Origin of the sequence: Pedobacter sp. ISL-64 (assembly GCF_018613605.1) — a bacterium.
Taxonomy (GTDB): domain Bacteria; phylum Bacteroidota; class Bacteroidia; order Sphingobacteriales; family Sphingobacteriaceae; genus Pedobacter.
This window is the reverse complement of sequence record NZ_JAGGPU010000022.1, coordinates 22,190-46,766: the sequence shown is the minus strand read 5'-3', so window position 1 is coordinate 46,766 and position 24,577 is coordinate 22,190. Positions and strand designations below refer to the sequence as shown.

Sequence of the window (24,577 nt, the reverse complement as noted above, 5' to 3'; positions counted from 1 at the left end):
TTACTGTTTATGTAAAATCTGTTTCGAAATTCTGATGATGAATTTATAATAATAAATAAAAATAAACAATGCAGACCAATGAATGCTGCTTAAATTTAAAAATAATGAATGGTAAGGTTTTATAAATTCTACCCAAAAACGGAACAGAAAATACAATACCATAAACAATTTAAAACGGTCTCCATTGATCAATGCCTTATTTTTCAAGCCATTGAACAAAAAAATCAAAAGTATGAGGTAAACCATTTCGTAGAGCATGATGGGATGCCGCAATATGCCATCGCCCAAATCCATACCCGTAAAAAAATCGGTGGGAATGCCGTAGGTTGGCTCGTCGATCCCCATGGAAAAGCAACCAATACGGCCAATAATAAGGGCAACCAAAATCGGGATAACGTAGACATCTCCGGAGGCGGTATTCACACCTATTATCTTTTTTATCAATTCAACACCGAACAAACCGCCAAGCAAACCGCCAACAATGGTTTTACTTTGATAAAGAACTGAAAAACTAAGGTGGTGGAGTACTTCAGGCGTTTCGAGCACAGCAATTACACGCGAGCCAATTAATGCCCCAAGCATGGCGCCCAACATAATCCACAGTCTGTTTTCGTCAGATATCGGGTCTTTAATTCCTTTTTTATATAAATAATATAACCTAACACCAATTATAAATGCCAGTGTTTCGAAAATATAATGATAATGGTATGGGCTACCAAAAAGCTCGAATTGAAAGGGAAACAGAGATTTTAACAGCATTTATTAAAACCAAAGTCTACAAAAAACAGGTAAATGATCAGAATAATACCTTTTATCCTTACTATCAGTTAATACAGCGAATTTCTGCACCTTAAATCCTTTGTTTACAAAAATGTAGTCGATCCTGTTTTTCAGGTCACTGTTAAAATCAAAAGCATTAAAAGTCCCTGTCGGGCCATATGGAGGCTCTACAGAAACATCTTTCGCATCAATAAGAAAAGATTTTATAGTAGCAATGGCTTCTGTCTCTGGCGTTACGTTTAAGTCGCCGGTAAAAACAACCGGTAGCGTTGGTGCAATCTGCTGAATTTTACGTTTAAGCAATTTAGCTGATTCGATCCTCGCCTGAACACCGATATGATCGTAATGTGTGTTAAAAACGATAAACTCTTTTTTATTCTGCTTATCGTACAATTTAACCCAGCTGCATACCCGGTTAAGTGCGGCATCCCAACCTTTTGATGGAACATCTGGTGTTTCTGACAACCAGAAAGTTCCGCCATCCTTTTTAGTGAACCTGTTTTTATCAAAATAAACAGCAGAAAATTCTCCCTTTCTTTTACCATCCTCACGACCAACACCCACTACATCGAAATTGGAATTCTCCAAAAGCGCATCAAACTGCTCAGGTAAGGCTTCCTGTACACAAAGAATATCAGCATCATGAAATTTCACCAGGGCTTTAACATTATCTTTCCGGTTAGGCCAGGCATTAACACCATCAGATGCTACATTTAAACGGATATTGTAAGTAATAATATTGATAGGGGCTGCCGTTTTTTGCGCAAATGCCATAACGGTTAACAAAAGAAAAACAGGGATGATTTTTAAAGTATTCATAAATATAATTACACAATTTAATTAATGCTGGCCAGCCAGTAATATTTAATTTTAAGCCGCTATTATACTAATTTAACGTTAATTGTACTTTAACAACCAAATATCTTTTAAATTAAATCTTCATCCCGATAACTATAGTAACGGTTATTGGCAAAAATCAGGTGATCGACCACATACAGGCTAAGCAAATTTCCTGAGGCAACCATATTCCTGGTCAATTTATCGTCGCTCTCACTGGGCTTTAAACTTCCTGAAGGATGGTTATGTGCCAATACAATATTTGCCGCATTGTTTTCTAAAGCTGTTTTAAAAATAATTTTCGGATCGGCTACCGTACCCGCCTGCCCCCCTTTACTGATCAAAAATTTACCTATTACCCGGTTAGACCTGTTAAGGAGTAATATCCAGAACTCTTCGTGATTGAGATTAGCGAAAGTTTGATGTAAATATTTATAAACATCGTTAGAAGTAGTAACATGGGTAATGGCCTCCTCAGCAGTTTCCTTCCGCCGCAAACCAAGCTCCAGAGCGGCAATTATAGTTAATGCTTTGGCTTCTCCAATACCTCTAAACCTCGAAAGATCCAGAATAGAAGCTTTTCCCAGTTTTGTTAAATTGTTGTCGTAAAACGATAAAATCCTTTTACTTAAATCTACAGCGGTTTCATTTTTACTTCCCGAGCCAATTAAAATAGCAATCAGTTCGGCATCTGTTAAATGTCTTCGGCCGTGTAATAAAAGTTTTTCACGCGGGCGATCTTCTTCAGCCCATAACTTTATACCTAGTTTCTGTTCGTAATTTTCCATTTTTTTAGACAAAAAAAGGCATCCTAACTTTTGATTAGGATGCCTTACTAATATCGTAAAAAAATTGGCTTATTTTAAACCGTTAACGAATTTCGTTAATTTTGATTTGTTATTAGCCGCTTTGTTTTTGTGGATAATACTCTTTTTAGCTAAACGATCTAACATAGAGATTACTTTAGGCAATAAATCAGATGCAGATTTTTTATCTTCTGCAGCACGTAATCTTTTAATAAAGGTACGTGTAGTTTTTGCCTGATATCTGTTACGTAAACGTTTTGTTGCGTTTGCTCTAATTCTTTTTAATGAAGATTTATGATTTGCCATTTCTATTTAGCCTTTTATTTTTCTTATTCGTTTCCTATAATTCGGGTTGCAAATATAGGATTAATGTTTTTAAATTACAAAACACTTTCAACTTTTTTTTCATTAAAATTGAACCCCATTTCCGAACTGCAAAAATACATTAAAATTATTCATTATAAATACTTTAACTTAATTCAATAAAATTTCCTTTCGATTAAGAAAACAGGCTTAAAAATACTATTTTTGGGCAAAACGATTTTTGAGTGAAAAAACGAATAGCCATCTTTGCATCAGGTTCTGGCTCCAATGCCCAAAAACTGATGGAGCATTTTAAACGGAGTAATGAAATAGAAATATCTTTGGTGTTAACCAATAATGCTGATGCCTATGTATTGCAGAGAGCTGATAATTTCGAAATCCCCACTCATATTTTCGACAAAAATGAGTTCTATAAAACCGATGAAATAATAGATCTTCTCAAAAATCTTGAAATCGATTTTGTTGTGCTTGCGGGTTTTCTCTGGCTGATCCCTAAAAACCTGATCCATGCTTACCCCGGCAGAATTGTAAATATCCATCCGGCAATCCTTCCAAAATTTGGCGGTAAGGGTATGTACGGAGACCATGTACACAATGCTGTTATGGCCGCCGGCGAAACCGAAGGCGGAATAACCATTCATTATGTTAATGAAAACTATGACGAAGGAGAGTATATTTATCAGGCAAGGTACAGAATAGACAAAAATGACAATCTGGAAATGGTAAAGTTTAAAGGTCAGCAGCTCGAACACCAGCATTACCCACGTATTGTAGAAACCATTGTGAAAAAGATCAGCAAATAAATTATACAATAAAACGGGTTAATAGGCTATTTAATCGGGCTTTAGAAGAGCTTACCTGGCAAATGAATATACCTTATTATATATAGTGGAATAAAATTTAATATTGATAGGTAAATCTCATTAAAAAACAATCCTGTTTTACTACCTTTGCGGCTCAAAATTTTCAGTAGAATGAGTCAATCCATTAAAATCAAAAACGCTTTAATCTCAGTATATTATAAAGATGGTTTGGAGCCATTGGTAAAATTGTTGGCCGCGCAAGGGGTACAGTTATTTTCTACCGGTGGAACAGAGCAATTCATCAAAGATTTAAATCTTCCGGTTACGGCAGTTGAAGATTTAACAGGTTATCCATCTATTTTAGGCGGACGTGTTAAAACCCTACATCCGAAAGTATTTGGTGGAATTTTAAACCGTAGAGCGTTAGCGGGAGATCAGGAGCAGATTGCTGAATATGAGATCCCTGAAATTGATTTGGTTATTGTTGACTTATACCCTTTTGAAGAAACTGTAAAAGCAGGCGGAACACCAGAAGAAATTATCGAGAAAATAGACATCGGTGGTATTTCCTTAATCCGTGCAGCTGCGAAAAACTTCAACGATGTGGTGATTATCGCATCGAAAAACGACTACCCTACTTTACAAGCCCAATTAGAAGCCCAAAATGGTGAAACTACTTTAGCACAACGTAAAGCATTCGCTAAAACAGCTTTCCATACTTCTTCTCATTACGATACTGCAATTTTTAATTATTTCAATACTGAAGAGCCGCTTGATGTTTTTAAACAAAGTGTAACTGAAGCTAAAACTTTGCGTTATGGTGAAAACCCTCATCAAGGTGGTGTATTTTATGGCGATTTAAATGCGATGTTTACCAAACTTAATGGTAAAGAGCTCTCTTACAACAATTTGGTTGATGTAGATGCGGCTGTTGCTTTAATCGACGAATTTGAAGATCCAACTTTTGCAATCTTAAAACATACAAACGCCTGTGGTATTGCTTCCCGCCCTACTGTTAAACAAGCCTGGATTGATGCATTGGCCTGCGATCCGGTTTCTGCTTTTGGTGGTGTATTGATTACCAATGTTGCGGTAGATTTAGAAACGGCTCAAGAAATCAACAATCTTTTCTTTGAAGTATTAATAGCACCTTCTTACCAAGCAGAAGCAATTGAGTTATTCAGCAAAAAGAAAAACCGCGTTATTTTACAACGTAACGAGGTTGAGTTGAGCAAAAAACAATTTAAAACCTTATTAAACGGTGTAATTGAGCAGGATAAAGATTTAATTATCGAAGGTCCTGAACAAATGACAACCGTAACCGATAAAGCACCAACTGCACAAGAGTTAAAAGATTTGTTCTTCGCTAACAAAATTGTAAAACATACTAAATCGAATACCATTGTTTTGGTTAAGGATGATGTTTTAATTGCAAGCGGCGTTGGTCAAACTTCGCGTGTTGACGCCTTAAGACAAGCGATTGAAAAAGCAGCGGCTTTCGGATTCAGCGTTAAAGGTGCTGCTATGGCTTCTGATGCTTTCTTTCCTTTCCCTGATTGTGTTGAAATTGCTGCCGAAGCCGGAATTACAGCTGTTCTGCAACCAGGTGGATCGATTAAAGATGCTGATTCTGTTGCTAAAGCAAACGAAAAAGGCATTGCAATGGTAACCACTGGGGTAAGACACTTTAAACACTAGAAAGGTAAAAGGTTGAGGGTTTAAAGTGGAAGGTTTTACCTATCGAAAGGCCAAATTCACCACGCAGGTATGAAACTTTGAGGGGCTTCCCCCTTTGGAGGGGGCAGGGGGAGGAAATTTGAAAAGCCGGGCCCAGGTAACCTAACCCCACAACAGTCGATCCGATTTTTCATCAGATGGAACGGATAGCAGGACTGCTTTAACCTAAGAATTACAGCTTTTTATTTTCTGAACATTTTAATTGCCTTAAAAACAATTTAATAACTAAAAATAAAACTTAAAACAATAAAAAAGCTATTTTTACATTAGGAATAGTATAGATTTGATAAAATAAAGAAAACATACCTTATACATGGGATTATTTAACTGGTTTACGCAAGAAGTTGCCATCGATTTAGGTACTGCGAATACCCTGATTATACATAACGACAAAGTAGTTGTAGATGAGCCATCTATCGTTGCTTTCGATCGTACTACAAACAAAGTCATTGCTATAGGTCGTCAGGCAATGCAAATGGAGGGTAAAACCCACGATAATATTAAAACCGTTCGTCCATTAAAAGATGGTGTTATTGCCGATTTCAACGCTGCTGAAGCAATGATTAAAGGCATGATCCGCATGCTTAATGGCGGTAAAGGATGGATGTTCCCATCTTTACGTATGGTAATCTGTATCCCATCTGGTATTACTGAAGTAGAAAAACGTGCAGTACGCGATTCAGCTGAAATTGCCGGTGCAAAAGAGGTATACTTAATTCATGAGCCAATGGCAGCTGCCGTAGGTATCGGGATTGATGTAGAAGAGCCAATGGGTAACATGATTATCGATATAGGTGGCGGTACGACAGAAATTGCGGTTATCGCTTTATCAGGTATCGTGTGCGATCAATCTATCCGCGTTGCGGGAGATAACTTCGACTCTGATATTGTAAACTATATCCGCCGTCAACACAACATTATGATTGGTGACCGTACCGCTGAAAAAATTAAAATTGAAGTTGGTGCAGCTTTACCTGAATTACAGGATGCTCCTGCTGATTTCGCAGTTCAAGGTCGCGATTTAATGACTGGTGTACCTAAACAGATCACGGTTTCTTATACCGAAATTGCCCACTGTTTAGATAAATCGATCTCTAAAATTGAAGAAGCAATTTTAAAAGCTTTAGAGATTACGCCTCCAGAGCTTTCGGCAGATATTTACCAAACTGGTATTTATTTAACCGGTGGTGGTGCATTGTTAAGAGGTTTAGATAAACGTGTAGCTGCTAAAACCAAATTACCTGTTCACGTTGCGGAAGATCCGCTTCGTGCAGTAGTTCGTGGAACCGGCATCGCCCTTAAAAACATTGGCGGATATAAATTCTTAATGCAATAACATTTAGTTTGGAGTTTGGGGTTGTGAGCTTGGAGTTTTCCATTCATACGCCAAACTATTAACTCCCAACTCCGAACTTTTAACTCCAAACTCAAATGCGTAACCTTTGGATTTTCATCAGCAGATACAACGCATTTTTCTTATTTATCATTTTTTTTATCGTAGGGATCTATCTAACGGTGAAAAACAACTCCTATCAGCGTAGCGTAACTTTAAACTCAAGCAATGAGATAGTAGGTACCGCATACGAAAGATTAAATATTTTTAAACGATATTTAAATCTGGGTATGGTTAACGATAGCCTTGCGGCCGAAAATGCCAAGCTTAAAAGCCAGTTACTAGGATTAACTACGGTAGATACGACCAAGGATGTTAAAGTGGTAGATACGGTTACCAATCAGCAATACACTTATTTGGCTGCCAAAGTGGTTAAAAATTCGATCACTTTACGCAACAACGTAATGACGATTAATAAAGGCACTGTTGATGGCATTAAAAGCGGTATGGCTGTTATTGCGCCTCAACGCGGAGTGGTCGGCTTTATCCGCGATGTTTCTGCACATTTGGCAACCATACAATCGCTATTGCATAAAGACACTAAAATTAGTGTAACCTTGAAAAAGAACAATGCGCTTGGGTCATTAGTTTGGGGCGATGGAAATTTCGATATTAAAAAGGCATTTGTTAAAGAGGTGCCCAACCACATTAAAATGTACGTTGGCGATAGTGTTGTTACTTCAGGTTACGGGTCATTTCCTGCCGGAATTTTGGTTGGAAAAATCATTAATCCTAATGTAGCCACCAATGATAATTTCTTATCAGGAGAATTAAATTTATTTACAGATTTTAGCACATTGCAGTATGTATATGTGGTTAAAGATAAAAAAGCCGAAGAGCAAAAGGCTTTGGAAAGCTTAGTTAAACCGAATGAATAGTAGAATCATAATTGTAAATGTGATCAGGTGGTTTTTACTCCTTTTTGTGCAGATCTTCCTGCTCAAAAACATGGGCTTTTATGATCTTTCCACACCGTTTATCTATGTGCTGTTTTTGCTCCTGCTTCCATTCGGAATCCCCAATATTTTGTTGTACTTATTGGCTTTTGGAACAGGACTAACACTCGACGCTTTTTACGATACTATGGGCGTACATGCTACGGCCTGCGTGGTATTGGCTTTTGTAAGGATTTCCTTTATATCGATAAGTTTAAACCGCGACGCAATTGACGACCCAGAACCAGCGTTAAGTTATATGGGTTTCCAATGGTTTTCACTTTATGCTTTTCTTTGCGTTGTTGCACACCACTTGGTGCTGTTCTTTTTAGAAACATTTAGGCTAACCGAAATTGGTTATACCTTAATGAGATGCGGCTTAAGTTGTATCTTTACACTGCTTATTATTTTATTGGTAGAGTTTATATTCTATAGAAGAACACCACGCTAATGGATCAATTATTTAACCGAAAATATATCGTTCAAGGATTATTTATTGTAATCGCCCTGATTTTATTGGGGAAGTTATTTTATATCCAGATTATTAGCGATGCGGCTTTCGTTTCTGCAGAAAGTAATGTTCTACGAAAAATCTATAAATACCCGGCCCGTGGTGCCATTCTAGACCGGAACATGAAGGTGATTGTACAGAATGAACCTGTGTACGACCTCATGGTTACGCCAAACGAAGTAAAACCTTTTGATACCTTGGCACTTGCACAGGCATTAGACATTTCTTTTGAAGACGTTCGGAAAAACCTTAAAAAAGCAAGGGGAAAATCGAGTTATCAGGCTACCCCTTTCCTCAAACAGATTTCGGTTCAAAGTTACGCTCGCCTACAGGAAACCCTTTACCGTTTTCCGGGCTTTAGAACACAAGACAGAACCATCAGACATTATCCTGATAGTGTTGGCGGACAGCTATTTGGCTACGTAAAAGAAGTAAGTCCCACCGATATCGAAAAATCTGAAGGCTTTTACAAACCTGGCGATTATAAGGGTAAAAGTGGTTTAGAGTTTTCTTATGAAGAAACTTTAAGGGGCGAAAAGGGTGTAATTAATACGGTATACGATGCACACAATACCCCACAGGGAAGTTATGCCGATGGTAAATACGATGTAAACGCGGTTTCGGGCGAAAGATTGATCTCAGGCATCGATATGAGGATTCAAAAACTCGGTGAGGAGTTGATGATGAACAAGGTTGGGGCAATTGTAGCGATTGAGCCTGCTACCGGAGAAATTCTTTCATTGGTAAGTAGTCCGGGCTATGATCCAAATCTTTTGGTTGGCAGAAACCAGGGGAACAATTATATGGAGTTTATTGTGGGCAATCCATACCGCCCATCTTTAGTAAGACCAATAATGGGTTACTATCCCCCAGGATCGTCATTTAAGCCAGTTGATGCACTAATTGGACTACAAGAAGGCGTAATAGATCCCAATACCACATTCTTTTGTCCGCACTATTATCAGGCTGGAAATAGAAAAATTAAATGCGAACACTTTGATGGTTCAATTTCTTTACGAAGAGGCATAGCCCGTTCCTGCAATACTTATTTTTGCTATGTTTTTCAAAAGTTGATTACCAAAAATGGGATGAAAAACCAAAGACAAACCTATCAGGAGTGGCGCGATAAAGTGGCTAAATTTGGTTTCGGATCAAAGCTCGACATCGATATGCCCTATGAAAGAAAGGGCTATTTTTATACCGCAGACCACTACGATAAAATTTATGGCAAAAGATGGGGCTACACCAATGTAATTTCGCAGGCCATTGGTCAGGGTGAGATTACCGCTACCCCATTACAGATGGCAAATGCCATGGCCATAATTGCTAATCGTGGTTATTACATTAAACCGCACTTAATTAAAGGTATAGGCGATAAAAACCTGGTTAAAAAAGAATATGTAGTTAAAAATTATGTAGGCGTAGACGCCAAACATTTCGAACCTGTAATTGATGGTATGCAGGATGCCGTAAACACCAGCTGGGGAACGGCCATACTATCACGAATTCCAGATGTGGTACTCTGCGGAAAAACAGGAACGGTACAAAACCCACATGGCAAAAACCACTCGGTATTTATAGGCTTTGCGCCAAGGGATAATCCGAAAATTGCCATCGCCGTAATTGTCGAAAATGCGGGTTATGGCAGTACCTATGCAGCACCAATTGCCAGCTACATGATCGAAAAATATCTGAAAGGTAGTGTTAGTGGTGAAAGAGCTGCTCAGGCAGAATGGATGAAGAATCAAAATCTGCTCCCTCTACTAATCGACAAAACAAAAAAGACCAAATTAACAAAGGCAGATAGCCTGTTGCTTAAAAAGGCAGATTCGACCAAAAGGGTAAAAGATAGCTTGAGAATTAAATCGGCGACGATAAAACAAACAGTTACCACAAAACCTAAAGAATTAAAATCAGCAATCATCGATAAACCTGTAACCAACAAATAAAATGCAGCAGCAACAGGGAAACCGTTTTTTCTTTAATGTAGATTGGATTACTGTTTTAATCTATATCGCCTTATGCACTATTGGTTTTGTCAATATTTATGCGTCAGTTCCGCCAGAACAAACAACGGTGTTTGGCTTTAGCACACTTTACGGCAAACAGCTTATTTATGTCATCACCGGCTTAATTTTAGGCCTGTCTATTTTATTATTTGATGGAAGGCTTTTTAATGTCTTCTCGCCCTTTATTTATGGGGGCACATTACTGTTGCTAATGGCCGTATTGGTAATCGGAAATAAAGTGGCCGGGAACCAGGCATGGATCGCGATAGGCTCTTTCAAACTTCAACCCGCAGAATTTGCCAAGTTTGGCACAGCCTTACTTTTAGCGAGGTATGTAGGCGCATTTAACCCTAAATTCCGGGATGTTAAATCCATCATGATTGCCGGGTTAATTGTTGCCGTACCACTATTGTTAATTATGCTTCAGCCTGATACGGGTTCGGCGCTGGTGTTTCTTGCATTTATGTTTCCATTGTACCGTGAAGGTTTATCAGGTTATTTTCTATTGATATTTTTGGGAATGATTGTGCTCTTTATTGCCGATTTCTTGGTCCCTACCTATATCTTAATCATCATTATTAGCACTATTGCCGGCCTCTTTATTTACAACAACAGAAGAAAACAAAAAATAATATTCTCTACTGTTTTGGTAACCGTTTTCGCTATTGGCTATCTATTTTTAATAAAAATTGCCTACGAAAAAGTTTTAGCCCCCCATCAACGTAGCCGTATCGAATTGATGTTAGGGCTTAAAACCGATAATAAAGGTGCAGGTTATAATGTAATTCAATCGCAGATTGCCATAGGCTCGGGACAGGCAGCTGGCCGTGGATTTTTACAGGGCACACAAACTAAATATGGTTATGTACCCGAGCAAAGTACCGATTTCATCTTCTCTACCATAGGCGAAGAATGGGGATTTATGGGTTGTTCTGTGGTGATAGGTTTGTACATGTTCCTGCTACTCCGATTGGTTAATTTAGCAGAAAGACAACGATCTACATTCTCCAGGGTATATGGCTATAGCGTAGCCTGTATCCTCTTTTTCCACGTTTTTATTAATATCGGGATGACGATTGGTATTATTCCCGTAATTGGGATTCCCCTACCGTTAATTAGTTATGGCGGTTCGTCGTTATGGAGTTTTACGATCTTACTGTTCATCTTTTTAAAGCTGGACTCTAACCGGATGGGATTTATTTAGTCGGGAGTCAAAAGTCGTTAATCCAAAGTCGTTAGATTTTTATGTTTTGGAAAGCAGAACCTGTATTTCAAATTAATGCCTCTTCCCGCTAACCGCTTTACTACGTGTCGCTTTTATCGGGTTTAGGTGGCGGCTGCAGTGCTACTATCCATGGTTAATAAACCCGACAGAATAGAAATACTTTTTGCAGAAAAGGTATTTATGTTGTGTAGAAACTTCGCAAAAAGATTGAAATGATGGCGGGGCTACAGCACCTATGAAATGCTGAACACTCATTTCCTAATGATTTACAAATTGGAATGGCTCATTTATAATCAGGCCAGAGTTGATATGCGTCACCCTGAGTCTTCAGCTTTTTAGAAAAACATTAGGATTCCTTTGGAGGAGAGATCTTTAACATTGTTCAAAGATTTCTCCATTGCGCTGCGCTCCAGTCGAAATGACGACTGATTTTAGAACTCTGTCATTGGTAATGTATTTTCAGGGCCTAATGGATACTGAAACAAGTTCAGTATGACGATGCGCGTGTAAGACCAGGCGCTAAACGCCTTACGCTTATCGCTTCTACCTACTAAACCTTCGGTTCAACAACTCGTAAAACTGATCAACTGTAGCCTGTTTATCGGCCCAGTTATTTTTCGCCGCATAATTATTCTGCAGGTAGCTATCTGCCGCTTCAAAACTACTCATCTTATTTATGATATCAATTACTTCCGAATAGGCCAGATTATACCCATTAAAAAGATCTTTGATAAAAAGTAACTTTTCGTTTAAACTAATCGCCTGCTTTAAATCGGCGATAGGTGCTTTAACAGGCTCATCACTTTTACCATTTGTTTTGGCAAGCAGATCATTTAAACTTGGTGCAGGTTTAGTCGCTTCAGGCTGTGGAGATGGTTTTACCGGAACTGCTTCAGGCCTAAACAAGGGGCGCTCCTGTTCAACAGGCGGCGAAATAATGGGATCATCCAGTTTCACATCTTTCAGTGCCTCAATAGGCTCACTTGGCACAGCAACCGGTTCTACTTCTTTAACAACTGCAACAGGTTCTTCTTCGGCAATTACTAAAGGTTCTTCCTCTTCTTCCTGCGGAATTAAAAAAGGTTCAGGACCAATTTCATCTTCTTCAGTTGGTACAGGCTCTTCCTGAACAGATAAAGTTTCTTCCTTTTCGTGAATTATCTTTTTACGTGCTAAAATTTCGGCTTCTTCTTTGCTTAAAGGGCGATCGAAAATTTCTTCAACAGATTTCGCTTCATAATCGAACTGGCCGTTTTCATCGTGTGTACCCAATACAAATTCAAAAGTATGATCATCCTGGTCTGGCTTAAAGAAATCTTTATTCGAAAGCGATGCGGCTTTTGCTTCTTCAATAATTTCATCATCCAGCACTTCCTGTTCGGGCTTCACATCCACACGTTCTTCCTCTTCCTGAGCAGTAGCCACTTCTTCCAGTTCCTGCGGATCGAAACACTCATCATCTTCTACATAACTTTTTTCAACTTCGGGCAGTATAATGGTATTTTGTTCGGCCAACAAAGCATGATTTCCAGGTTCAGCAGGCTTATCTTCTACTATAGTATTTAATTTTTTGACGACATTCACATGATCAGAAAGAAAATGAGCATTGGCCAGAAAAAGCTCCAGCTCCAAATCGTTTAATTGCTGAGGATTTTGAGCTAAAAACTGATATTGCTCATTTAATTCTGTTAAAATGCTGCCGATCTTTCTGAAAATATCCTGTTGGTTCATCATAAAATTAAAACGAATTTTTAGTCGATTTATGTTGGTAACTATGTGTTCAAAAATAACACATAATTCCCATATTTGTTCGGTTTAAAAATTATAGAACGGACATAGGGGAATAAAAAAAGAGGCATGTTATTTAGCGAACAAAATTTTAGAAGAAGGGGCGAATTTTCGGGAAGTATAGAGGTGGTATGTGGCTCTATGTTTTCTGGTAAAACGGAAGAACTGATCCGCAGATTAAAAAGAGCCCAGATTGCTAAATTGAACGTCGAAATTTTTAAACCCCGTACCGATACCCGCTACCATGAAACTGCTGTGGTTTCGCACGATTTAAACTCGATAAACTCTACTCCGGTCGATAGCGCTTCAGCCATTTTACTGCTTGGCACCAATACACAGGTGGTTGGCATAGATGAAGCGCAGTTTTTTGATGATGAACTGCCTGATGTTTGCAATAAACTTGCCCTTAAAGGTATACGGGTTATTGTTGCGGGCCTGGATATGGATTTTACAGGCAAACCCTTTGGCCCGATGCCAGCCTTAATGGCCATTGCCGAACATGTTACTAAAGTAAATGCCGTTTGTGTTTGTTGTGGAAACCCTGCCTTATATAGTTACCGCACCGTTGCTGATGAAGCTACCGTTTTATTAGGCGAAAAGGAAAGTTATGAGCCACGATGCAGGGCTTGCTATAATCTGAGCAAGGGATAATACCATGATTGATTAATCTGTACCTTTAAGTTGGACTTAAATATTGATATGGATAAACAATTTAAAATCAATGCTTTTAGAACCGGTTTAGCAAAGTTCGTAACTTTCGAAGACAACGAATGGGAAATCTTAATTCAGTACCTGAGTTTTTCTACCCTAAAGAAAAAGGAACATTTTGTAGTTGAAGGAAAAGTATGCGATTATATTGCCTTTATTATTCAGGGTGCTGTAAGGCATTATCATGTTAAAGAAGGACAAGAAATTACCGGTTATTTCTGTTTTGAAAACGAGCTGGTAAGTGCCTATAAAAGCTTTGTAAAAAGAGTACCGAGTACAAACTATATTCAAGCCTTGGAGGAAACCCAACTTATTCTTATTGCTTACGCCGATCTTCAGAAAATGTTAAACCACCCCGTGCTGGGGTTGAAAATGGAACGGTTTGGCCGTCTGGTTGCTGAATATTACATCTGCTGTTTTGAAGACCGTCTTAATGCTTTTGTTACCCAAAGCCCCGAAGAGCGTTATACTGCGCTTGAAAAAACTGCAAAAGATATTTTCCAGCGTGTTCCACAACACTATATCGCCAATTTTTTAGGTATTACCCCTGTTTCACTCTCGCGTATCCGTAAACGCACACTCATTTTAAAGGATTAAATTAATCCTTATCTTTTGTTAACGTTTTTATGGTTCAATGCCGCATAACTTTGAACTAATCAAAAACGAAGATATGCACACTATACTTGGCGCCGGCGGACCAACAGCAAACGCACTAACCAGAGAATTAATCAATACTAACGAAACCATTAGATTGGTTAGCCGAAAACCAATTTCTACAAGCAACCCAAATGTAAGCTGGGTTAAGGCCGATTTATTAAATGGAGCTGAACTTTTCGCAGCAGCAGAAGGTTCGAAAGTAATATACATGTGCGCCGGTTTGGTTTACGATGCCAAAGTATGGCAAGAACAATGGCCGGTTATTATTCAAAATGTAATTAACTTAACTAAACGTACAGGCGCAAGGCTAATATTTTTTGATAATGTTTATATGTATGGCCTGGTAAATGGGCCAATGACAGAAGATACGCCTTACCATCCCTGTAGCTTAAAAGGAGAAGTAAGGGCAAAGGTAGCCGAACAATTAATGAGCGAATCCAAAGCGGGTAAAATAAATGTAACCATTGCCCGTTCTGCAGATTTTTACGGAGCAGATTCGATGAACAGCTTTTTTGACATGATGGTACTCAATAAGTTTGCAGAAAAAAATAGCGCTCAATGGATAGGAGACCCAAATACACTACACAGTTTTACTTACATTGAAGATGCTGGAAAAGCTTTATTTTTGTTAGGACAAACACCCGATTCTGGCAACCAAATATGGCACCTGCCAACCGCGGCTCCCTTAAAAGGGAAAGCTTTTATAGAAATGGCTGCAAAAATTTATGAAACCAAACCTCAATATTCGACCATTAATAAACTGATGCTACGTTTAGTAGGTTTACTTAAAAAGGTAGTTGCGGGTACTGTAGAAATGTATTATCAGTACGATCATGATTATCATTTCGATTCTACCAAATTTGAAAAGGCATTCAACTTTAAGCCTACTGCTTATTATGATGGCATTTTAAAATTATCAAAAACCATGTATAAAAAGCAGAATTGACATGAATCAGGGCAAATTATAAAGCCAACTATTTATCTTTAGCGCCAATGATTCAAGATAATACGACACATAAAAACAGTATTAAAACCATATCGATTTTAGGTTGCGGCTGGTTTGGCTTGGCTTTAGCCAAAAAATTGATCGGGTTAAACTATACCGTTAAGGGCTCTACCACAAGCCGGGAGAAGTTAGCAATACTTCAGGATGAAAATATACAGCCTTTTTTGATCAATTTTACGGCAGAAGCGGTTATGGCCGATCCAGCATTTTTTGAGGCCGATACCTTGTTTATCTGTATTCCTCCAAAGCGCAATTCGACTGAACTCCTTGATTATCCCCAAAAGATAGATTCAATTTTGGCTGCTGCGAAAGATAAATCGAAGCATGTGGTATTGATCAGTTCGACGAGTGTTTATGCTGATGAAAACAAAACAGTAAATGAAACCAGCGAGACACATCCTGATACGGATTCAGGAAGAGTCGTTTTAGCTGCAGAAATTCTATTTAAAGAACTATTTCCCGAAAACTGCACAGTGATCCGCTTTGCGGGCTTAATTGGCCCTGACCGTAACCCTGGGAGGTTTTTTGCCGGAAAAAGTAATGTACCGAATGGTTTAGCTCCCGTAAACTTGATTCACCAAACAGATGCTGTAGGGATTGCGGTCAAGCTTTTGGAAAAACAGGCATTCGGCAGAACATACAATGCCTGCTCTCCAAACCATCCTGCAAAAATGGATTTCTATATTAATGCAGCCAAAACCACAGGGCTTGCCGAACCTGATTTTATTGCAGAAAAGAAAGATTGGAAAATCGTGGAAAGTGTTAATATACCTGAGTTTTTGGGTTATGCGTTTGAGGTTTTGACTTAAATGACTGACTTACTGCTTGTTGTATTTATAAGTCGCATCGTCATTCCCAACTTGATTGGGAATCGTAATGCCATAAGCTTTAAGATTCCCACCTGTGTGGGAATGACGACATCTTCACGAACCAAAACTAGATTCATCAGCATAGTCCATCGACAGGCTCAGGATGACAACATGGATGAATTTAACTCAACAACCCCAATAATTCTTTCTTAGTCAAATTCTTGAATAAACTTCCATCCGTCTGGATCAGATCCTTAACCAGGTCTTTTTTCGTGGCCTGAAGTTTCATAATTTTCTCTTCAATGGTATCAGGGCAGATTAAACGCACAGCCATTACATTTTTATGCTGGCCGATCCGATATGCCCGATCTATGGCCTGGTTTTCTACAGCAGGGTTCCACCAAGGGTCTACCAGATAAACATAATCGGCTTCGGTAAGGTTCAATCCGGTACCACCAGCCTTTAAACTGATCAGGAAAACTGGAATATCAGCATTTTGCTGAAAAGAGGTAACCACTTCGGCTCTTTTACGGGTTTGCCCCGTAAGGTATTCGTATTTAATGCCACGGTTTTCCAATTGCTTTTTAATCAGATCGAGCATGGTTACAAATTGAGAAAAAACCAGGATTTTATGTTTTCCGGCCTTGCTCTCAATCTGCTCCATCAATACATCAATTTTTGATGATGCCTGTAAATAAGATTTCCCATCAGCCAATAATGCGGCCGAATTGCAGATCTGCCTTAGGGTGGTAATACTCTTCAGCACGTGCATCGAACTTTTAGGCAGCTCATCTTCCTGTTTACCCAGAATAAAATCCTGAATTTCCTTTTTGTTCGCTTCGTACACTTCGCGCTGCTCTGCCCCCATTTCGCAGTACAGTACAATTTCCGTTTTATCGGGAAGTTCTTTCGCCACCTGTTCTTTTGTTCTGCGCAGAATAAACGGTCTTATTTTTTGCTGAAGTTCCTCTGCCCTTCTGCTATCCTTAAACTGATCGATAGGGGTTGAATATAAATCGGCAAACTGCTGTTTACTGCCAAACAAACCCGGACAGGCGAATGATAGCTGCCCATACAAATCAAAGGTATTGTTCTCTATAGGCGTTCCCGTCATGGTTACTTTATTCCTTGATTGCAGCATCCGAACCGCTTTATAACGTTGTGAATCTGGGTTTTTGATCAGCTGCGATTCATCTAAAAAGATATAGTTAAAGCGATAATCTTTTAGGAAACGGATATCAGAAAGCAGCGTTCCGTAAGAGGTTAAAATGATTTCGTAATCATCGAAAGTATCAGTTGTTTTGGTTCGTTCGCCAGCATAAATGGTTTTTACCTTTATAGATGGTGCAAATTTCTCTACTTCAGCCTTCCAGTTAAATATTAACGATGCCGGAACAACCACCAGATTTGTATTGTGCTTTACTTTTTCTCGCTGTGATAAAATGAAAGCCAAAACCTGGATGGTTTTACCCAATCCCATATCATCGGCCAGGCAAGAACCAAAGTTAAAATCATCTAAAAAGTTGAGCCAGTTTAAGCCGTCTTTCTGGTAATGGCGTAACGTTGCGGTTAAACCTTTTGGCACCTCTACCTCTTGAATCGAATCTGTTCCTTCAAATTTCTGTTTATAAAGTTTCAATTCGTTCTTTACATCACCATCCAATAAAGCATCTTCATAAAGCTCATTGATAGATGCAAATTTAATTTTTGGTGTAAGAATAGCCTCTTCGGTTACTTCACCTGCACTAAAATAAGCAGCAAATTTTTCGATCCATTCATGTGGCAATATGCCCTGTGTTCCATCATCAAGTGTTACAAACTTGCTTTTGTTCCTGATTGATTTATGCAAATGCTTTAGCGCAACCTGTTGCTTGCCAAACTTCACCTTTACTTTGGTTTCGAACCAATCTGTCCCACTTAATACCTCGATATTAATTTTCGCCTGAAATTCACTCAATTTATTGTTTTTGAGTTGATTAAAGCCTAAAATATGAATGCCTTTATTTCGCCATACTTCAAAAGTATCTAGGAACCAGGCTTCTTCTAAAAACCGTTTGCGGTGCAGATAATAAGAATCGTTGGTTTCCTGATCGTAGAAATAAGGATGCTGCTTTAAAACGTTCCCAATAAACTGCAGTTCTGCCGCTTCGTCACGATGCAAGGTAAAGAGATTGCCCAATTTATCCTGCGCCTGGATCTGCTTTTTAGACATCACAGGAATTTCCAGGTTCCCATAACGCATTACCGGTGTAAGGAGGATATAATCTTCAGATTCCGACAGGTAGATCAATTGCTCATTTTCCAGATCGAAACCTTTTTCTTCGATCTGGCTTTTGGTAGCAGGTTTTAAATAAGAATAATCGACATGGATACTTCCTTCTAATGGCACTAAAATAACTTTTTGAAACTCAGGATATTTTGTTTTATGTAGAATTAACCTGTTGCTCTGCTTTTTAAAAAAACCGATTACGCGTAAAAAATCCAGTCTGCCGATCAAATAAAGCTGATCTTTAAGTTTAACAAAATACTGATGCACCAATACCAGGTTATCCAGCTCATAAGATTTGCCTTCGATAATCAACCGACCTGTAATTTCGTAATAATCATCACGTTGGTTTACTGAAAGGCGTAAATCTACGTCCAATAAATGAACATCAACTGCGGCAATGGTCGAGGCTTGAACCACGACCGATTGCTTGCTGTCCTGAAGATAAAAAGGGATCTGCTCCGGATTTTTCACGACAGCTTTTAAGGCTTCTAGCTCCGCTTCACTTTGATCTGTATTGTAGTTCTGCTGAAAAGTGGTAATTCCGCTATAGAATTTTACCAGATCATTATCATTGGTTTTAAAAAGCAGATCTGCCGGGTTAATTCCTTTTATCGGGTTTTTAATTTTTCCACCTTTGGTGGTTTCAGCCTCAAATAATTCTACCGTTAAATTGTTGTAATAACGGTGCTGGCCCAACACCAAGATCATTTTACCCTGATCGCTTTTGGCCTGCGCTTTTGCTTTAGGTTTTGCTACGGGTAGTAAAAGTTCCTGTAAATTTTGTTGTGCTTCTTTGTTGAATGGTTGCAGGGCATCCATTTTCGGTCTGATCTCAAGCTGACCGTTTTCATAGCTCAGGCTAAAAAGAAGATCAAGATTTTCTTCTTTTTCCAACCCGTAATCGGCTGCAATTTTCAAAAGCTTTTGCTTGCGCAGGTTAGCATCAAAGAAAATAAGTAAATCCTGGCGTTGAAGAATATTGTATAAAACCCTTGCCTGATGTTCGCAAAGCTTATATTTCGGCGTGGCACATCGGCAAGAAAGCTTTACCGAGTTTTCATGCTGCTGAACCTGAACAATCGGGAAAGGTAATCCGGAGGCCACATCACTAAATGCCGCAAAATCCAGCTCAATCTGTTCTGGAAAAAGTTGGTAAAAGCCTTTAACATCCGTATGGATCAATCCGCTTAAATGTTTGAGGATAACAATCTGGCTAAGATTTTTCAGGTTAAAATCCTTTAAGATATAATCGTAAGGATTTTGCTCTGATACTTGATGCGTTGTTACCTGTTCACTCATTTAAACTAAATAAAGTAATGTTTTTTTTTATAAACTCACATTTAGGTTCAAATGTCCCCCGAGTCCAACTTTAATAATTCTCATTAAAGTCGAAAGCCTAATGTCGCTTGCATTATTTTCTATTCTTGAAATGTAAGTTTTTGTAGTACCACATTTTTCTGCAAGTTGTTCTTGTGTCATTCCCTTTTCTTTACGAAGTTCTTGAAGCATGGCTCCTAATTTAAAACTCTCAAATTCTTGTTCGTAAGTTTCTCTATGCTCAGTCCCACGTTTGCCATATTCTTTGTCCAAATGGTCAGCAAATGATGTCAATTTATTTTTTGTCTTTTCCATCGAAATATTTCTTTTTAAGTTTCTCGGCCAGTTCGATTTCGTTTTTAGGCGTTTTTTGAGTTTTCTTTTGAAAACCATTTACAAGTATGATTAGTTTTCCCTTATCGAAAAAACTAAATACCCGAAAAATATCTGAGCCAACTTCGACCCTGATTTCAAAAAGCCCTGTTGAACCTGTGATGTGCTTGAAGTATTTTTCGGGAACTTTTTCCAGTGTAGCGATTAATTGTAAAGTCCAATTGAATTTTTTCTTTACGTTGGGCTTAAGCTGTTCGTAAAAATCCAAATAATACTCTTCAAAGTAGAAAATGTCCCTGATAAATTCCTCGTTCATCAACCAAATTTAAGCCAATACAAAGTTAGCTAATTAGATAACAAATTCAAAATATATTAACTACACGAAAGAATGCATTTTGCTGGGTAAAGCTCTGAACTAAATCTACTTCGTAGCGAGTTGAAGATCGTCCAACTTAAAGCGACTTACGCAGGTTCAGATAAAAAGGAACTTCAATCTTTTCGGTTTTTCCACTGAGGATAAACTCGGCTGCTTGTGCCCCCAATTGGCTAAAATCAGTCGAGATTGTAGTAATACCATCTAAAATGATTCTTTTTAACGGTGTTTCGTTATAAGAAATTACGCCAACATCTTTCCCGATTTTAAGTTTTTGCGCAATTAAACGTTCAATAAGCATCACCAGATCGTCTTCCATCAGGTTAATGTATACCTCCCCAGGATTAATTTCTTCGTCTTTAATGTTATGAATTACTTTATGATCGAAAGCATATTGCTGGCAGAACCTGTAAAAACCGGTTAGAATCTCGTGTGGAAAATAGCTATTTTTTGGGAAGATAATTTTTAAGGTCCGGTAATGAGATAGCCGATCTAAAGCCTGTTCTAAAGCCGCGTAAATATCCTGCGCAAAGTTTTCATAAGCCGCAGCATAATCGCCTGTTACTCCTGGCAACAATTTATCAAGGATAACTAGTTTTTCTTTTGGAATGGTATTGATAATTTCGTGTGCATTTTCGCCTCCTTCTAAAAAATGTGGAATAATTACAAAGTGCGAATAATCATCACGTTTGGTAACGATCATTTTTTTAAACAGTGCGAAATCGTTGTTGTAGATATAAAAGTCTATCGCAGCACGCTCACCCAATGTTTTTGTAAACGAATCGTAAATGATCTTTTTGTGCGTACTGAGTTTATTAAAAAGTAGACAGACCTTTAGTTTACGCGAGAAATCGGTATTGATGATGAAATAACCCTTACCCGGTACAGAATCTACCACCCCAAGTTTCCGGAGGTTGCGGTAACCTTTTTCGGCAGTATCTCTCGACATTTCCAAACTGAAGCTCAGTTCATTAATAGACGGCAATAAACTATTTTTCAGAAGTTTACCACTTTCAATTGCGGCCAAAATAGCATTGGTTAACTGCTTGTATTTTGGCGTCGACGAATACTCGTCGACGTTAATGTAGGGTATTAAATCTTCTGGTTTCAAAATGGTTATATTGATATAGGAAATTCCTAATATAAGGAAATTCCTAAAAATCTAATGTACGTTGTATGGCAGAATAGTATTTTAACTGGATCATATCCGTTGGTGCAGGGTTTTCGTTCCACGCATCATTTATTGCTAAGGCCGTTCCTATCGCCGTAGCCTGCGAAACTGAAGAGGCATAAACCTCAATATCTGGAATAGAAGTAGCCAAAAGATGCATATAAATTGCATTTTTACCGAAACCACCGTCTACAAAAATTCTTTTCACACCTGCATTTAAAATTAGCTTTAACGAGTAAATCTGCTGTTTGATCAGATCAAAAATTAATTGGTGATAGGCTTCTTCTGCCGTTTGAAAGAGGTTCAGATCACGCTCCGGGAAAGCAGAATTTGCTGAAAAGCCCTGCTGCTCCTGTTGGTTTTCAGGGATTTTATTGGCCAGTTTCAAAATCATTGAAGGATTAAACTTTAAATGTTTAAACAGATAGGCGGCGCGATCGAAATGTTCTGCTATACGCTTAAGCTGTACCTCGTGCTCATAACCAGCAAAAATACGTGAAGCCTTTACCGCTTTACCTTTAAAGTGCATGTAACACAGGCAATCCTGTTTAAGTTCTTCGGCAGTTAAAGGCTGCTGGTTGAAAGGGTTTAAACTGATACACCAGGTTCCTGTTGAAATGAGCACAAACGGTGTATTAAAATTGGCTAGATAGGGAATCAGTGCTGCAGAACTATCGTGCAAACCTACACCAACCTTTACGCTGCTCCCTTCGAAATCAGTTTTCAGGCTGGAATCTGCAGGGGTAAATGCACCAAATTTCTCATCGATTTTTTCGGTAGTAACCCAGTTATGGTATTCACTTTTATTGAAATCCCAAAGCTGGGTGTGGCAGCCTATGCTGGTAATATCAGCCACGGCCTTACCCGTAATTAAATAACTTAAATATTGAGGCAGGTGTAAAGCCCACTTCACTTTTTTAAATATTTCGGGCTTTTCGTTTTTCAGGCGATACAATTGCATCCCTGAATTTAAGCTGCCCAAAATTGGTGAGGCCGTTTCTAAGGAAATCTTCTCCTCACCTCCGTATTTTGCATAAAATGCTTTTTTAAGCTCTTCGGGGTATTCTTTTAAATAGTTATAAAGTGGTGTTAGGGGATCGCCGTTTTCATCGAGATAAACAAAACTGGCACCATAAGTAGAAAAGTTTATGGCCCTAATATCGAACTCTTTTAACTGTAAAACCTGGTGCAGGGAATCGTAAACTGATGAACGCAGGCTTTCGAGATTTTCGCATGGTTCGCCATCCTCATCAACTGTTTCTACAAAACGTGCAGACCGTTCGTAAACAATACTGTAGTTTTCATCAATTAGAAACAGTTTTTTATTCGTTTTCCCAACATCAAATATGGCAATAACAGGTTTAGGCATTTTCTATTTCTCTATTTACAAACCTGTGGCAACAGTATTTCCGCGGTGATTAACTAACTTAGTTCTAACTTCTAAACCGCGGTATAAAGCGATTGGTGATAAAGCAGCTCCAGCCCTTAATCTGGCTTCGGCTACCAAAGCCCTTAAATCGCTCCGGAAAGTATGCTGCAAAATTTCCTGTGCTTTTGCTACATCGTTGTTGTTCTGCGCTTCGTTTAATGCTTTTCTATCAACCAATAAGGCTTGTGCATAAGCAATCATAATCGCTTCCACTGATTGTAATAAATCTTCTAGAGGGTCTTTCACATTGTGAGAAGCATCTATCATCCAACCTAAATCTTTTGCATGGTTCATACCTTTTGCATCCATACCCTCTACCAGTTCGTTAAAAATTAAGAATAACTGGTAAGGTTTAATGCTTCCTGCGGTTAAATCATCATCGCCATATTTAGAATCATTAAAGTGGAAACCACCCAATTTTCCTTCCATTAACAATAAAGCAACAATCTGCTCAATGTTTGCATTAGGCAAATGGTGGCCCAAATCGACCAATGTATAGGCTTTTTTACCTAGTTTACTTGCATATAACAATGATTGTCCCCAATCGCCAACCGTAGTTGAATAAAAATTAGGTTCGAAGGCTTTGTACTCCACAAACATTTTCCAATCTTCTGGCAGTGCTGAATAGATTTCTTGCAGACTTTCTAATGTATTTTCGAAAGCTTTGCGGAAATTAAGCTGACCAGGGAAACAAGAACCATCGGCTAGCCAAACGGTTAATGCATCAGATCCTAGCGCGATGCCATGTTTAATTACTTCTATATTATGCTCGATCGCCTGTTTACGGATTTCTTTATTTACATTCTGTAACGAACCAAATTTATAGCTATGTGCAGAACCTTTCTGATCTTGAAAGGTATTCGAGTTCATGGCATCGAATTTTAAACCATAGCCAGATGCCAAAGTTTTTAACGCTTCAGCATCTTGAGGAATATCCCAAGGAATGTGAAGCGAAATTGCGCCACTTGCGCCATTAAGGGCATGAAGCAGACCAACATCTTCAATTTTTTCTTCAATGGTACGTGGTTCACCACCAGTAATGGCAAAACGCCCAAAACGTGTTCCACCTGTACCTAAAGCCCAACTTGGAATGGCAATCTGAAAATCAACCAATTTCTGGATTACGCTTTCTACATCAACGTGCGCCCAATCTTCTTTTAAAAAAGAAAGTTTACGCTGATGTGAGGTTAAAAGGGAGTCGTTATGTTTTTCTATTTGGTTCTGCTCGATATTCATGAGAATATTTGGTTTATTAGGTTAATGTTGCGGCGATACAATCGCCGTTCTCGCTCATCCTCGTTCCAAACGGGGGCGATTATAAAAAAATTAAAGTCATTTCGGTCTGTGCCTGGCACAG

Annotated in this window: 22 protein-coding genes; 11 read left to right on the top strand and 11 right to left on the bottom strand. The window is 38.6% G+C overall.

Going from position 1 to position 24,577, the window contains the following annotated elements:
- The 4 genes from J7E57_RS23645 to rpsT all read right to left on the bottom strand — a co-directional run bounded on the left by J7E57_RS23645 (position 1) and on the right by rpsT (position 2,729).
- Positions 1-759, bottom strand: a complete 759-nt coding sequence (locus J7E57_RS23645) for a prolipoprotein diacylglyceryl transferase (protein ID WP_215129281.1) — start codon at positions 757-759, stop codon at positions 1-3.
- A 3-nt stretch (positions 760-762) separates the two neighbouring features.
- The gene (locus J7E57_RS23640) at positions 763-1,599 is read right to left on the bottom strand and encodes an endonuclease/exonuclease/phosphatase family protein (RefSeq protein ID WP_215129280.1); all 837 of its coding nucleotides are present in this window, start codon (positions 1,597-1,599) and stop codon (positions 763-765) included.
- 107 nt (positions 1,600-1,706) lie between these two features.
- A complete protein-coding gene (radC, locus tag J7E57_RS23635) occupies positions 1,707-2,405 on the bottom strand; it encodes a RadC family protein (protein ID WP_215129279.1) in 699 nt (232 codons plus the stop codon).
- 69 nt (positions 2,406-2,474) lie between these two features.
- On the bottom strand, positions 2,475-2,729 hold the full coding sequence (gene rpsT, locus J7E57_RS23630; protein WP_187071663.1) for a 30S ribosomal protein S20: 255 nt from the start codon (positions 2,727-2,729) through the stop codon (positions 2,475-2,477).
- Positions 2,730-2,971: 242 nt separating this feature from the next.
- Between rpsT and purN the strand changes: the two genes are divergently transcribed.
- The 7 genes from purN (at position 2,972) to rodA (ending at position 11,339) form a co-directional block, all read left to right on the top strand.
- A complete protein-coding gene (gene purN, locus J7E57_RS23625; protein WP_215129278.1) occupies positions 2,972-3,550 on the top strand; it encodes a phosphoribosylglycinamide formyltransferase in 579 nt (192 codons plus the stop codon).
- Between the two features lie 171 nt (positions 3,551-3,721).
- Complete coding sequence (gene purH / locus J7E57_RS23620) at positions 3,722-5,248, top strand: bifunctional phosphoribosylaminoimidazolecarboxamide formyltransferase/IMP cyclohydrolase (RefSeq protein ID WP_215129276.1); 1,527 nt, start codon at positions 3,722-3,724, stop codon at positions 5,246-5,248.
- A 352-nt stretch (positions 5,249-5,600) separates the two neighbouring features.
- On the top strand, positions 5,601-6,623 hold the full coding sequence (locus J7E57_RS23615; RefSeq protein ID WP_010601761.1) for a rod shape-determining protein: 1,023 nt from the start codon (positions 5,601-5,603) through the stop codon (positions 6,621-6,623).
- A gap of 95 nt (positions 6,624-6,718) precedes the next feature.
- The gene (mreC, locus tag J7E57_RS23610; RefSeq protein WP_215129274.1) at positions 6,719-7,558 is read left to right on the top strand and encodes a rod shape-determining protein MreC; all 840 of its coding nucleotides are present in this window, start codon (positions 6,719-6,721) and stop codon (positions 7,556-7,558) included.
- The gene (locus J7E57_RS23605; RefSeq protein WP_215129272.1) at positions 7,551-8,066 is read left to right on the top strand and encodes a rod shape-determining protein MreD; all 516 of its coding nucleotides are present in this window, start codon (positions 7,551-7,553) and stop codon (positions 8,064-8,066) included. The genes mreC and J7E57_RS23605 overlap by 8 nt, the downstream gene beginning before the upstream one ends.
- Complete coding sequence (mrdA, locus tag J7E57_RS23600) at positions 8,066-10,075, top strand: penicillin-binding protein 2 (protein WP_215129270.1); 2,010 nt, start codon at positions 8,066-8,068, stop codon at positions 10,073-10,075. The genes J7E57_RS23605 and mrdA overlap by 1 nt, the downstream gene beginning before the upstream one ends.
- A gap of 1 nt (position 10,076) precedes the next feature.
- On the top strand, positions 10,077-11,339 hold the full coding sequence (gene rodA / locus J7E57_RS23595) for a rod shape-determining protein RodA (RefSeq protein WP_215129268.1): 1,263 nt from the start codon (positions 10,077-10,079) through the stop codon (positions 11,337-11,339).
- 564 nt (positions 11,340-11,903) lie between these two features.
- On the opposite strand, the gene J7E57_RS23590 is transcribed toward rodA, so the two are convergent.
- Positions 11,904-13,094 carry a hypothetical protein gene (locus J7E57_RS23590; RefSeq protein WP_215129266.1) on the bottom strand — a complete coding sequence of 397 codons (1,191 nt, stop codon included), beginning with the start codon at positions 13,092-13,094 and terminating at the stop codon, positions 11,904-11,906.
- A gap of 123 nt (positions 13,095-13,217) precedes the next feature.
- Between J7E57_RS23590 and J7E57_RS23585 the strand changes: the two genes are divergently transcribed.
- The 4 genes from J7E57_RS23585 to J7E57_RS23570 all read left to right on the top strand — a co-directional run bounded on the left by J7E57_RS23585 (position 13,218) and on the right by J7E57_RS23570 (position 16,328).
- Positions 13,218-13,799 carry a thymidine kinase gene (locus tag J7E57_RS23585; RefSeq protein ID WP_215129264.1) on the top strand — a complete coding sequence of 194 codons (582 nt, stop codon included), beginning with the start codon at positions 13,218-13,220 and terminating at the stop codon, positions 13,797-13,799.
- 48 nt (positions 13,800-13,847) lie between these two features.
- Positions 13,848-14,453, top strand: a complete 606-nt coding sequence (locus J7E57_RS23580; protein WP_215129262.1) for a Crp/Fnr family transcriptional regulator — start codon at positions 13,848-13,850, stop codon at positions 14,451-14,453.
- 73 nt (positions 14,454-14,526) lie between these two features.
- Positions 14,527-15,459, top strand: a complete 933-nt coding sequence (locus J7E57_RS23575) for an NAD-dependent epimerase/dehydratase family protein (protein ID WP_215129260.1) — start codon at positions 14,527-14,529, stop codon at positions 15,457-15,459.
- Between the two features lie 47 nt (positions 15,460-15,506).
- The gene (locus J7E57_RS23570; protein WP_215129258.1) at positions 15,507-16,328 is read left to right on the top strand and encodes an SDR family oxidoreductase; all 822 of its coding nucleotides are present in this window, start codon (positions 15,507-15,509) and stop codon (positions 16,326-16,328) included.
- Positions 16,329-16,509: 181 nt separating this feature from the next.
- Here the strand turns inward: J7E57_RS23570 and J7E57_RS23565 are convergent, their stop codons facing one another.
- The 6 genes from J7E57_RS23565 to J7E57_RS23540 form a co-directional block, all read right to left on the bottom strand.
- On the bottom strand, positions 16,510-19,896 hold the full coding sequence (locus J7E57_RS23565) for a DEAD/DEAH box helicase (protein ID WP_215129256.1): 3,387 nt from the start codon (positions 19,894-19,896) through the stop codon (positions 16,510-16,512).
- Between the two features lie 27 nt (positions 19,897-19,923).
- Positions 19,924-20,229, bottom strand: a complete 306-nt coding sequence (locus J7E57_RS23560) for a helix-turn-helix domain-containing protein (protein ID WP_215129254.1) — start codon at positions 20,227-20,229, stop codon at positions 19,924-19,926.
- Positions 20,210-20,563: a type II toxin-antitoxin system RelE/ParE family toxin gene (locus J7E57_RS23555; protein WP_215129252.1), complete on the bottom strand. Its 354-nt coding sequence runs from the start codon at positions 20,561-20,563 to the stop codon at positions 20,210-20,212. The genes J7E57_RS23560 and J7E57_RS23555 overlap by 20 nt, the downstream gene beginning before the upstream one ends.
- 136 nt (positions 20,564-20,699) lie before the next feature.
- Positions 20,700-21,731: a GntR family transcriptional regulator gene (locus tag J7E57_RS23550; RefSeq protein WP_215129250.1), complete on the bottom strand. Its 1,032-nt coding sequence runs from the start codon at positions 21,729-21,731 to the stop codon at positions 20,700-20,702.
- A gap of 43 nt (positions 21,732-21,774) precedes the next feature.
- The gene (locus J7E57_RS23545) at positions 21,775-23,160 is read right to left on the bottom strand and encodes an FGGY-family carbohydrate kinase (RefSeq protein ID WP_215129248.1); all 1,386 of its coding nucleotides are present in this window, start codon (positions 23,158-23,160) and stop codon (positions 21,775-21,777) included.
- Between the two features lie 15 nt (positions 23,161-23,175).
- Positions 23,176-24,456: a sugar isomerase gene (locus J7E57_RS23540; RefSeq protein WP_215129246.1), complete on the bottom strand. Its 1,281-nt coding sequence runs from the start codon at positions 24,454-24,456 to the stop codon at positions 23,176-23,178.
- Positions 24,457-24,577 lie beyond the last annotated feature (121 nt).

Bases quoted from the DNA above. Each gene is read 5' to 3' on its own strand.
- J7E57_RS23590 (WP_215129266.1), bottom strand. From the start codon at position 13,094: ATGATGAACCAACAGGATATTTTCAGAAAGATCGGCAGCATTTTAACA.
- J7E57_RS23605 (WP_215129272.1), top strand. From the start codon at position 7,551: ATGAATAGTAGAATCATAATTGTAAATGTGATCAGGTGGTTTTTACTC.
- mrdA (WP_215129270.1), top strand. From the start codon at position 8,066: ATGGATCAATTATTTAACCGAAAATATATCGTTCAAGGATTATTTATT.
- J7E57_RS23540 (WP_215129246.1), bottom strand. From the start codon at position 24,456: ATGAATATCGAGCAGAACCAAATAGAAAAACATAACGACTCCCTTTTA.
- J7E57_RS23645 (WP_215129281.1), bottom strand. From the start codon at position 759: ATGCTGTTAAAATCTCTGTTTCCCTTTCAATTCGAGCTTTTTGGTAGC.
- J7E57_RS23615 (WP_010601761.1), top strand. From the start codon at position 5,601: ATGGGATTATTTAACTGGTTTACGCAAGAAGTTGCCATCGATTTAGGT.
- rodA (WP_215129268.1), top strand. From the start codon at position 10,077: ATGCAGCAGCAACAGGGAAACCGTTTTTTCTTTAATGTAGATTGGATT.
- J7E57_RS23555 (WP_215129252.1), bottom strand. From the start codon at position 20,563: ATGAACGAGGAATTTATCAGGGACATTTTCTACTTTGAAGAGTATTAT.
- mreC (WP_215129274.1), top strand. From the start codon at position 6,719: ATGCGTAACCTTTGGATTTTCATCAGCAGATACAACGCATTTTTCTTA.
- rpsT (WP_187071663.1), bottom strand. From the start codon at position 2,729: ATGGCAAATCATAAATCTTCATTAAAAAGAATTAGAGCAAACGCAACA.
- purH (WP_215129276.1), top strand. From the start codon at position 3,722: ATGAGTCAATCCATTAAAATCAAAAACGCTTTAATCTCAGTATATTAT.
- J7E57_RS23565 (WP_215129256.1), bottom strand. From the start codon at position 19,896: ATGAGTGAACAGGTAACAACGCATCAAGTATCAGAGCAAAATCCTTAC.
- J7E57_RS23545 (WP_215129248.1), bottom strand. From the start codon at position 23,160: ATGCCTAAACCTGTTATTGCCATATTTGATGTTGGGAAAACGAATAAA.
- radC (WP_215129279.1), bottom strand. From the start codon at position 2,405: ATGGAAAATTACGAACAGAAACTAGGTATAAAGTTATGGGCTGAAGAA.
- J7E57_RS23580 (WP_215129262.1), top strand. From the start codon at position 13,848: ATGGATAAACAATTTAAAATCAATGCTTTTAGAACCGGTTTAGCAAAG.
- J7E57_RS23585 (WP_215129264.1), top strand. From the start codon at position 13,218: ATGTTATTTAGCGAACAAAATTTTAGAAGAAGGGGCGAATTTTCGGGA.
- J7E57_RS23560 (WP_215129254.1), bottom strand. From the start codon at position 20,229: ATGGAAAAGACAAAAAATAAATTGACATCATTTGCTGACCATTTGGAC.
- J7E57_RS23570 (WP_215129258.1), top strand. From the start codon at position 15,507: ATGATTCAAGATAATACGACACATAAAAACAGTATTAAAACCATATCG.
- J7E57_RS23575 (WP_215129260.1), top strand. From the start codon at position 14,527: ATGCACACTATACTTGGCGCCGGCGGACCAACAGCAAACGCACTAACC.
- J7E57_RS23640 (WP_215129280.1), bottom strand. From the start codon at position 1,599: ATGAATACTTTAAAAATCATCCCTGTTTTTCTTTTGTTAACCGTTATG.